This window comes from Mycobacterium sp. NGS22 (assembly GCF_059813095.1).
On record NZ_JCALDY010000041.1, the window covers coordinates 20,593 to 30,913 of the forward strand.

7 protein-coding genes are annotated in these 10,321 nt (G+C 67.4%); 6 read left to right on the forward strand and 1 reads right to left on the reverse strand.

The window, feature by feature from the left end; all coding sequences use genetic code 11:
* Positions 1 to 142: 142 nt before the first annotated feature.
* The 6 genes from yajC (at position 143) to AC5Y47_RS24055 (ending at position 8,325) form a co-directional block, all read left to right on the forward strand.
* Positions 143 to 481: a preprotein translocase subunit YajC gene (yajC, locus tag AC5Y47_RS24030; protein ID WP_499946746.1), complete on the forward strand. Its 339-nt coding sequence runs from the start codon at positions 143 to 145 to the stop codon at positions 479 to 481.
* Positions 482 to 551: 70 nt separating this feature from the next.
* A complete protein-coding gene (secD, locus tag AC5Y47_RS24035; RefSeq protein WP_499946747.1) occupies positions 552 to 2,333 on the forward strand; it encodes a protein translocase subunit SecD in 1,782 nt (593 codons plus the stop codon).
* A gap of 3 nt (positions 2,334 to 2,336) precedes the next feature.
* Entirely contained in the window at positions 2,337 to 3,722 is a 1,386-nt protein-coding gene (gene secF, locus AC5Y47_RS24040) for a protein translocase subunit SecF (RefSeq protein WP_499946748.1), read from the forward strand.
* Between the two features lie 4 nt (positions 3,723 to 3,726).
* Positions 3,727 to 5,379, forward strand: a complete 1,653-nt coding sequence (locus AC5Y47_RS24045) for an ABC transporter substrate-binding protein (RefSeq protein ID WP_499946749.1) — start codon at positions 3,727 to 3,729, stop codon at positions 5,377 to 5,379.
* Positions 5,361 to 5,900: an adenine phosphoribosyltransferase gene (locus tag AC5Y47_RS24050; RefSeq protein ID WP_499946750.1), complete on the forward strand. Its 540-nt coding sequence runs from the start codon at positions 5,361 to 5,363 to the stop codon at positions 5,898 to 5,900. The genes AC5Y47_RS24045 and AC5Y47_RS24050 overlap by 19 nt, the downstream gene beginning before the upstream one ends.
* A 43-nt stretch (positions 5,901 to 5,943) precedes the next feature.
* A complete protein-coding gene (locus AC5Y47_RS24055; protein WP_499946751.1) occupies positions 5,944 to 8,325 on the forward strand; it encodes a RelA/SpoT family protein in 2,382 nt (793 codons plus the stop codon).
* A 154-nt stretch (positions 8,326 to 8,479) separates the two neighbouring features.
* On the opposite strand, the gene AC5Y47_RS24060 is transcribed toward AC5Y47_RS24055, so the two are convergent.
* A complete protein-coding gene (locus AC5Y47_RS24060; RefSeq protein ID WP_499946752.1) occupies positions 8,480 to 10,216 on the reverse strand; it encodes a protein kinase domain-containing protein in 1,737 nt (578 codons plus the stop codon).
* Positions 10,217 to 10,321: the final 105 nt, after the last annotated feature.

Sequence of the window (10,321 nt, forward strand, 5' to 3'; positions counted from 1 at the left end):
ACACGTGGTGGGGTCGGTTTGCGACCTGCGGGAATGGCAGACTGGACCGTTGACGACGTGATCGAGTGCCGGGTCCTACCGGCACCGTCCCCGGATTCCGCGGGAATTTCGAGCACTCCCGATACGAAAGACAGGCGTGTTGATGGATAGTTTTGTTCTGTTCTTGCCGTTCCTGCTCATCATGGGCGGGTTCATGTTCTTCGCCTCGCGCCGCCAGCGCAAGGCGATGCAGGCAACCATCGACCTGCACGAGTCGTTGCAGCCCGGTGACCGGGTGCACACCACGTCCGGTCTGGAGGCCAACGTGGTCGATATCACCGACGACACCGTCGACCTCGAGATCGCACCCGGCGTGGTGACCACCTGGATGAAGCTGGCGATCCGCGACAAGATCCTGCCGGAAGACGACTTCGACGAGGACTCGGCCGTCGCTGTGGAAGCAGAGGCCGAGGACCAGACGCACGTCGCCAAGGATTCCTGACCGAAGGCCACGTAGTCTCTTCGGAGGCTCTCACGGGTCCGGTACCGATTTTCAAGGAGATTCAAGGAACGTGGCATCGTCTTCGGCGCCGGTGCATCCTGCCCGCTACCTGTCGGTGTTCCTGCTCATGCTCGTCGGCGTCTACCTGTTGGTATTTCTCACCGGGGACAAGAAGGCGGCGCCGAAACTGGGCATCGACCTGCAGGGTGGCACCCGGGTGACGTTGACCGCGCGCACCCCGGACGGCAAGCGTCCCAGTCCGGATGCGCTGGCGCAGGCCCAACAGATCATCAGCTCGCGCGTCAACGGGCTGGGGGTGTCCGGCTCCGAGGTGGTCGTCGACGGCGACAACCTGGTCATCACGGTGCCGGGCAACGACGGCAACGAGGCCCGCAACCTGGGCCAGACCGCCCGGCTCTACATCCGGCCGGTCACGAGTTCGTTGCCCGCCCAGAAGCCGCCGCCCGAAGAACCCCGGCCCGTCGAACAGCCGGCACCCGGTGCGCCCGGTGCACCTGCTCCCGCGCCTGGTGCCCCCGGGGCGCCTGCCCCCGAAACGGGTGCGCCGCAATCCGGCGCGCCGGCTCCGGCGCCGCCGCGGGGTCAGCCTCGGCCGTACCCGCAGGATCCGGCACCCAGCCCGGCACCGGCACCCAGCCCGACATCGGAGGCGCCGCCCCCCGAGGCGCCCGCGCCGCCGGATCCGCGCAAGGCGCTCGCCGACCGCATCGCGCAGGAAAAGAAGTGGCGGCAGAACACCAGCCCGTACTTCCAGGAGCTCGCCCTGCAGTTCCAGGCGCTGCGCTGCGACAAAGAAGACATCCTGGCCGGCAACGACGACCCGAATCTGCCGCTGATCACCTGCTCGACCGACCACAAGACCGCATACCTGTTGGCGCCGTCGATCATCAGCGGCGACCAGATCCAGGACGCCACCTCGGGCCAGGACCAGCGCAGTCTGGGCTGGGTCGTCGATCTGCAGTTCAAGGGTCCCGCGGCGAACGTGTGGGCCGACTACACCGCCGCCCACACCGGTACCCAGACGGCGTTCACCCTGGACTCCCAGGTCGTCAGCGCGCCCATGATCAGGGAGGCCATTCCCGGTGGGCGGACCCAGATCAGTGGCGGTGAGCCGCCGTTCAGCGCGGCGACGGCAAAACAGCTCGCCAACGTCCTGAAGTACGGTTCGTTGCCGCTGTCCTTCGAATCCTCGGAGGCGCAGACGGTTTCGGCGACGTTGGGGCTGTCGTCGCTGCGGGCCGGCCTGATAGCCGGCGCGATCGGCCTGCTGCTGGTGCTGCTGTACTCGCTGCTGTACTACCGGGTGCTGGGATTGCTGACGGCCTTGTCGTTGATCGCTTCCGGTGCAATGGTTTTCGCGATCCTGGTGCTGCTGGGCCGATATATCAACTACACCCTGGATCTGGCCGGCATAGCCGGTCTGGTCATCGGTATCGGCACTACCGCCGACTCGTTCGTGGTGTTCTTCGAACGCATCAAAGACGAGATCCGCGAAGGTCGTTCGTACCGTTCGGCGGTTCCGCGTGGTTGGGCGCGGGCCCGCAAGACGATCGTGTCGGGCAACGCGGTCACCTTCCTGGCCGCCGCTGTGTTGTACGCGCTGGCGATCGGCCAGGTGAAGGGTTTCGCGTTCACGTTGGGGCTCACGACGATCCTCGACATCGTGGTGGTGTTCCTGGTCACCTGGCCGCTGGTATATCTCTCGTCCAAATCCGCGAGGCTGGCCAAGCCGGCTTACAACGGGCTGGGTGCTGTTCAGCAGGTCGCGCGCGAACGCCGGACCGCTTCCGCCGGAGCCCGCTCGAGCGCCACCAAGACGGGACGGGGATAACCGATGGCCGCCAAGCCCAAGACCGGTGTCGACATCAAGAAGAAGCCGACCGCCGCCAAGCCGGCCGACGCCAAGGACGCCGACGCCAAGACCACCGACGCCAAGACCACCGAGGTCACCGCAACCCCCCGCGACGACATCAAGACCGACGCTCCGCACCACGGCTTCCTGTCCCGGCTGTACACCGGAACCGGTGCCTTCGAGGTGGTGGGGCGCCGTCGGCTCTGGTACGGGGTGAGCGGCGCGATCATGGCGATCGCCGTCCTGGCCATCCTGATCCGCGGGTTCACCTTCGGCATCGATTTCAAGGGCGGCACCACGGTGTCGCTGCCCGCGCACGGGGCCACCGGCACTGCGCAGGTCGCGCAGGTGCAGGACGTGTACAAGAAGGTGATCGGCGAGGACCCGGAGTCGGTGGTCAGCGTCGGCAAGGGTTCGTCGGCCACGGTGCAGATCCGCTCGGAACATCTGACCAACGAACAGACCGCGAAGCTACGCGACGCCCTGTTCGACGCGTTCCAGCCGATCGGGGCCGAAGGCAAACCGCCCAGTAAGGACGCCATCAGCGACGCGGCGGTCTCCTCGACGTGGGGCGGTCAGATCACCAAGAAAGCGGTGATCGCACTGGTGGTGTTCCTGGTGCTGGTCGGCCTCTACATCACCGTGCGATACGAGCGGTACATGACGTTGTCCGCCCTGGCGGCCATGGTCTTCGACATCACGGTCACCGCGGGCGTGTATGCCCTGGTGGGCTTCGAGGTCACCCCGGCCACCGTGATCGGGTTGCTGACCATCCTCGGCTTCTCGATCTATGACACCGTGATCGTCTTCGACAAGGTCGAGGAGAACACGCAGGGATTCCAGCACACCACCCGGCGCACCTTCGCCGAGCACGCCAACCTGGCGGTCAACCAGACCTTCATGCGCTCAATCAACACCAGCCTGATTTCGGTGCTGCCGGTCGTGGCGCTGATGGTGGTGGCGGTGTGGCTGCTGGGAGTGGGCACGCTGAAAGACCTGGCGCTGGTGCAGCTGATCGGCATCATCGTCGGCACCTACTCGTCGATCTTCTTCGCAACTCCGTTGCTGGTCACGATGCGCGAACGCACCGAGTTGGTGCGCTCGCACACCCGGCGGGTGCTGCGACGGCGCGGCTCGGGAACGACCGGGACGAAGGCAACCGCGGAAAAGACCGGCGACGAGAAGACCGTCTCCGAGGAGGTCGCCGAGGAGCGGGCCGACGGCGGCGAGGACGCGACGGAGGCGGTCACCGAGACCGTGACCCCCAGCAAGCCCGCAGCCACCAACAAACCGGCTCCGGGCGCGCCTCCGGTGCGTCCGACCGGCACCCGGCGTCCCACCGGCAAGCGAAACGTCGGCAAGCGGTAGCCGCATGGCCACCCGGTTTCGTTGGCGAAAAGCCTTGGTGGCCAACGGTGTTGTGGCACTGCTGGCAGCATCGGGCCTTACCGGTTGTTCCGGTAGCGCGGCGGGGCAGATCGACTACGTGGTCGACGGCCCGTTGTCGAGCTACAACACCAACACCACCATCGGTGCCGCCTCGGCCGGCGCCCAGGCCTTCGCCCGCACCCTGACCGGGTTCGGCTACCACGGGCCCGACGGGCAGGTGGTCGCCGACCACGACTTCGGCACCATCTCGGTGGTCGGCGGTGCGCCCCTGGTGCTTGACTACCAGATCGCCGACAACGCCGTCTACTCCGACGGCAAACCGGTGACCTGCGACGATCTGGTGCTGGCCTGGGCCGCGCAGTCCGGGCGGTTCGGTGGTTTCGACGCGGCCACCCAGGCCGGGTACGTCGACATCGCCAACATCGAATGCACCCCCGGCCAGAAGAAGGCCCGGGTGTCGTTCATCCCCGACCGTGGCGTTGCCGACTACACCCAGCTGTTCACCGCCACCTCGATGATGCCGTCGCATGTCATCTCCGACACCCTGGGCGCCGACGTCACCACCGCCCTGCTCACCAACAAGGTGTCGGTGGTGGAACAGGTTGCGCGACTGTGGAATACGACGTGGGACCTGAAACCCGGGGTCGACCTCAAGCGTTTTCCGTCGTCGGGACCGTACAAGATCGAGTCGGTGCTGGACGGCGGCGCCGTGGTGCTGGCGTCCAACGACCGATGGTGGGGCGCCAAGGCGATCACCAAGCGGATCACCGTGCGACCGCAGGGCAGCGACATCCAGGACCGGGTGAACCACCGCCGGGTGGACGTGGTCGACGTGGCGGCCGGATCGTCCGGCGCGCTGGCCACTCCGGACGACTACCAGCGCTCCGATTTCCCGTCGGCCGGGATCGAGCAGCTCATCTTCGCGCCACAGGGGCCGCTCGCCCAGGTTCCGTTGCGCCGCGCGTTCGCATTCTGCACACCCCGGGACGGGATCGCCCGCGACGGCGGCGTGCCGATCGCCAACTCTCGCCTGTCCCCGGCGACCGAGGATGCGCTGGCTGCCACCGACGGTGTCAACGAGGCGCGCCCGTTCGACAAGGCCGATCCCAACGCCGCCCGCGACGCGCTGCGCGGCGTCCCGCTGACCGTGCGGATCGGCTACCGCGGACCCAACGCCCGACTGGCGGCCATTGTCGGGTCGATCGCGGCATCGTGCCAGGCCGCCGGGATCACCGTCACCAATGTGACCCTCGATACCCCGGGACCCCAGGCGCTGCGGGACGGGAAGATCGACGTGTTGCTGGCGAGCACGGGCGGTGCGGCGGGCAGCGGATCCACCGGGTCGTCGGCGATGGACGCCTACACGTTGCACAGCGGCAACGGCAACAACCTGTCGGGGTATGCGAACCCGCAAATCGACGGGATCATCGGCGCGCTCGCGGTTTCCGCCGATCCGACCGAGCGGGCCCGGCTACTCGCCGAAGCCGCGCCGGTGCTGTGGGGAGAGATGCCGACGTTGCCCCTGTACCGGCAGCAGCGGACCTTGTTGATGTCCAAGAAGATGTATGCGGTGAGCAAGAACCCCACCCGGTGGGGAGCGGGCTGGAACATGGACCGATGGGCGCTGGTGCAGTGACGGACGTCGCCGCCGTCATCGATGCGCTGACCCGCAAGGTCGCGGATTTTCCCGAGCCCGGGGTGCAGTTCAAAGACCTCACTCCCGTGTTCGCCGACGCCGACGCGATGGCGGCCATCACCGACGCGCTCGCCGAGGTCTCGGCGGGTGCGGACCTGATGGCGGGCATCGATTCCCGCGGCTTCCTGCTGGCCGCCGCTGTGGCCACCCGGTTGCGGACCGGGGTGCTGGCCATCCGCAAGGGTGGCAAGCTGCCGCCGCCGGTGCTCAGCGAGGACTACGAGCGCGAATACGGCGCCGCCACCGTCGAAATCCCGGCCGACGGGATTGCGTTGGCCGGTCTGCGCGTTGCAATCATCGACGACGTCCTGGCCACCGGCGGCAGCGTCGGCGCTGCGCAAAGGTTGCTGGAGCGCGGCGGCGCGGTCCCGACGATCGCGGCGGTGGTGGTGGAACTCACCGAGTTGGGCGGTCGCGAGGCGGTGGCGCCGCTGCCGGTGCACAGCCTGAGTCGCACCTGACAGACGAGATCCCGCGATATCCTCAAGGTCGGAGGTGACCCACGTGGCGGATGAACACAGCACGCTGCAAGCTGTCGCGCCGCCCGCCGAACCGGGTCCGGCGTCCTCGGGCCCGCCCACCGAGCCGATGCCGATAGCCTCCGTCGAGGCGCCCAAGAGCAGCAGCAGCGCCTCCCGCCGGGTGCGGGCCCGGCTGGCCCGGCGGATGACCGCGCGCAGCAGCGCCATCAACCCCGTGCTCGAACCGCTCGTCGCGGTGCACCGGGAGGTATATCCCAAAGCGGACCTGTCACTGCTGCAGCGGGCCTACGAGGTCGCCGACCGGCGGCACGCCACCCAGCTGCGGCACTCCGGCGATCCCTACATCACCCACCCGCTGGCGGTGGCCAACATCCTGGCCGAATTGGGTATGGACACCACCACTTTGGTGGCCGCCCTGCTGCACGACACCGTCGAGGACACCGGGTACACGCTGGCCGCCCTGTCCGAGGACTTCGGTGAGGAGGTGGGCCATCTCGTCGACGGAGTGACCAAGCTGGACCGCGTCGTGCTCGGCAGCGCCGCCGAGGGCGAGACGATCCGCAAGATGATCACCGCGATGGCCCGCGACCCGCGGGTGCTGGTGATCAAGGTGGCCGACCGGCTGCACAACATGCGCACCATGCGCTTCCTGCCGCCGGAGAAGCAGGCCCGCAAGGCCCGCGAGACACTGGAAGTCATTGCGCCGCTTGCACATCGGCTGGGTATGGCCAGCGTCAAGTGGGAACTCGAGGACCTCTCGTTCGCCATCCTGCATCCCAAGAAATACGAGGAGATCGTCCGGCTGGTGGCCGGGCGCGCGCCGTCGCGCGACACCTACCTGGCCAAGGTGCGTGCCGAGATCACCAACACGCTGAACGCCTCGAAGATCAAGGCGACGGTGGAGGGCCGGCCCAAGCACTACTGGTCGATCTACCAGAAGATGATCGTCAAGGGCCGTGACTTCGACGACATCCACGACCTGGTCGGCATCCGCATCCTGTGCGACGAGATCCGCGACTGCTATGCCGCTGTGGGCGTTGTGCATTCGCTGTGGCAGCCGATGGCCGGACGGTTCAAGGACTACATCGCCCAGCCCAGATTCGGTGTGTACCAGTCGCTGCACACCACGGTCGTCGGGCCGGAAGGCAAGCCGCTGGAGGTGCAGATCCGCACCAACGACATGCACCGCACCGCCGAATTCGGCATCGCCGCGCACTGGCGGTACAAGGAAGCCAAGGGCCGCAACGGGGTTCCGCACCAGCACGCTGCCGCCGAGATCGACGACATGGCGTGGATGCGGCAGTTGCTCGACTGGCAGCGGGAGGCGGCCGACCCGGGCGAGTTCCTGGAGTCGCTGCGTTACGACCTTGCAGTACAAGAGATATTCGTGTTCTCACCCAAAGGTGACGTGTTCACGTTGCCGGCTGGTTCCACGCCGGTCGACTTCGCCTACGCCGTGCACACCGAGGTAGGCCACCGTTGCATCGGTGCCCGGGTCAACGGGCGGCTGGTGGCGCTGGAACGCAAGCTGGACAACGGCGAAGTCGTCGAGGTGTTCACGTCCAAGGCGCTCAACGCCGGTCCGTCGCGGGACTGGCAGCAGTTCGTGGTGTCCCCGCGCGCTAAGACGAAGATCCGCCAGTGGTTCGCCAAGGAGCGGCGTGAAGAAGCGCTGGAATCCGGCAAGGAGGCGATGGCTCGCGAAGTGCGTCGCGCCGGACTTCCCCTGCAGCGCTTGGTGAATGGCGAGTCGATGGCCGCGGTGGCCCGGGAGCTGCACTACACCGACGTCTCGGCGATGTACACCGCGATCGGCGAGGGCCACGTCTCGGCCCGGCACGTCGTGCAGCGGCTGTTGGCCGAACTCGGCGGTATCGACCAGGCCGAGGACGACGTTGCCGAACGATCCACCCCGGCGACCATGCAACCGCGACGCCCGCGCAGCACCGAAGACGTCGGCGTGTCGGTGCCCGGCGCTCCCGGGGTGCTGTCCAAGCTGGCCAAATGCTGCACACCGGTGCCGGGTGACCAGATCATGGGGTTCGTCACCCGCGGCGGCGGCGTCAGCGTGCACCGCACCGACTGCACCAACGCCGCGTCCCTGCAGCAGCAGTCCGAGCGCATCATCGAGGTGCTGTGGGCGCCGTCGCCGTCGTCGGTGTTCCTGGTCGCGATTCAGGTCGAAGCTCTCGACCGGCACCGGTTGCTGTCGGACGTGACGCGCGTGCTGGCCGACGAGAAGGTCAACATCCTGTCCGCGTCGGTGACCACGTCGGGGGACCGGGTGGCGATCAGCCGGTTCACCTTCGAGATGGGCGACCCGAAACATCTGGGCCATCTGCTGAACGTGGTGCGCAACGTCGAGGGCGTCTACGACGTGTATCGGGTGACGTCGGCTTCCTGAGGTCTTTGAGTGTGAGGCTGCGGCTTTGAGTGTGAGGCTACGGCTTTGAGGGTGAGGCTACGGCGGCACAATCACCTTGTCGGCCACCGTGGGCTCACAATGAAAACCCTGAGTTCACACTGAAGTCCGCACGCTCACACTGAAATCCGCACGCTCACCCGTCGAGACGCACCGAAGTGATGGTCAGCGGAGTGACGGGCGTCCCGTCGTCCTCGCCGCCGACGACACCGGCCCTGGCGATCCGGTCGACTGCCGCAAGGCCCTGCTGGTCGATAGAGCCGAACACCGTGGACTGCGGCGCCAACTCGGAGTCGTCGAAGAACACATAGAACTGGCTGCCATTGGTGTCGGTCGCCATCGCCAGGGTGCCGCGCGGGTAGACGACCGGCTGTCCCAACTTGGGGTCGCCGCGCGGGTACTGGTCAGCCGGGTACTCGTCGTCGAATTCGTAGCCGGGTCCGCCGGACCCGTCGCCTTGCGGATCGCCGCACTGCAACGCGCCCATTTTCGCCGACTTGAACAGCTGACGACACTGGGTGTTGTCGAAGAATCCCTGCTGCGCCAGGCTGACGAAGCTGTTCACGGTGCAGGGGGACTCGTTGTTGGCCAGGCGCAGACCGATGGTGCCCTCGCTGGTGACCATGGTGGCCGAAACCTCGGCCGGTGTGGTGGGCACCCGGCCGCTGCGCGGAGGTTGCACCGGTTTGCCGGCCGCCGTCGGCGTCGGCGAATACTGACAGTTGGCGCCCCGGTCTGGCAGCACGGCGACGGCCGGCAATGGCGGCGTGGCGGCCGCCGTCGCTTCGGGAGCCTCGCTTTTCTGCGACTCGTTGTTGCTGGTGGTCGTGTTGGACGACGTCGTGGTGTTCGAGGCGCGGTCGTCGTCGCCGAGGAGGAACGCGACGAGGGCGGCCACCAAGACCAGTGCCAGTCCCGAACCGGCCACGGTCGCAACCAGCACTTTGCGGCTGCTTCCCGATCTGCTCGGAGTGGGCGGGTCGGCGATGCCTTCGGAATCCACTCTCCGCAGCCCGGTACGCGGTTCGGCCGGTGGCGGCGGGGGGAGGGTTGGAGCGGCACCGGTCAACGCCGCGCGGGCGGCGTCGGCGAGTTCGGTCACCGTCTGGTACCGGACTTGCGGGTCCTTTGCCATTGCGCGCGCGACGACAGCGTCGAAGGTCGGGGAGATGCCTGGTGCGATCGCCGTGGGACGTGGCGGCGGGGAGTGGAGGTGGCCGGAGATCTGCTCTGCGAACGTCTCGCCGGGATAGGGCCGGGCGCCGGTCAGGCACTCGTAGAGCACACACCCCAGCGAGTACACATCGGCACGGGAATCCGTTGTGCCACTGAATCTTTCAGGGGCCAGGTAGGCGAGGGTGCCCATCGTGGTGCCGGACCCGGTCAACACGGTGTCGGTGGTGGCACGGGCCAGCCCGAAGTCGATCAGGTAGACGAAGTCGCGGGCTTGGGCAACCAGGATGTTCGACGGTTTGACGTCGCGATGCACCAGCCCGGCCCGGTGGGCACTGTCCAGCGCAGCCGCAACCTGGTCGACGATCGCCACCGTCTGCGCCGGGGTCAGTCGGCCGCCGTTCTCGGCGATGAACTTCACCAAATCCCGGCCCTCGACCAGACGCATGTCGACATACAGTCGGCCGTCGATCTCACCGAAGCCGTGGATGGGCACGACGTGCGGATCGTTGAGGCTGGCCGCGATGCGCGCCTCCCGGCGGAAGCGGTGCTCGAACTCTTTGTCCTCGGCCAGATGCGGCGGCAGCAATTTGATGGCGACGACGCGGTCGGTCTGGGTGTCGTAAGCCCGGTAGACCTGGCCCATGCCACCGCGACCCAGCAGACCCTGCAGTTGGTAGCGACCAAAGCTCTCGGCCACGAGTCTCCTCCCGGTCAGCGGCGGCCGTCCCGGGTGTTCAGGTTAGCCGAGTGAGACCGAGGTGATGGTCACATCGCGGGGTCGGGCCCCGCCGTGATGGCTAGT

What these genes read in the sequence shown, in the direction of transcription:
- AC5Y47_RS24050 (WP_499946750.1), top strand. Translation starts at nt 5,361, where the DNA reads ATGGGCGCTGGTGCAGTGACGGACGTCGCCGCCGTCATCGATGCGCTG.
- AC5Y47_RS24045 (WP_499946749.1), top strand. Translation starts at nt 3,727, where the DNA reads ATGGCCACCCGGTTTCGTTGGCGAAAAGCCTTGGTGGCCAACGGTGTT.
- secF (WP_499946748.1), top strand. Translation starts at nt 2,337, where the DNA reads ATGGCCGCCAAGCCCAAGACCGGTGTCGACATCAAGAAGAAGCCGACC.
- yajC (WP_499946746.1), top strand. Translation starts at nt 143, where the DNA reads ATGGATAGTTTTGTTCTGTTCTTGCCGTTCCTGCTCATCATGGGCGGG.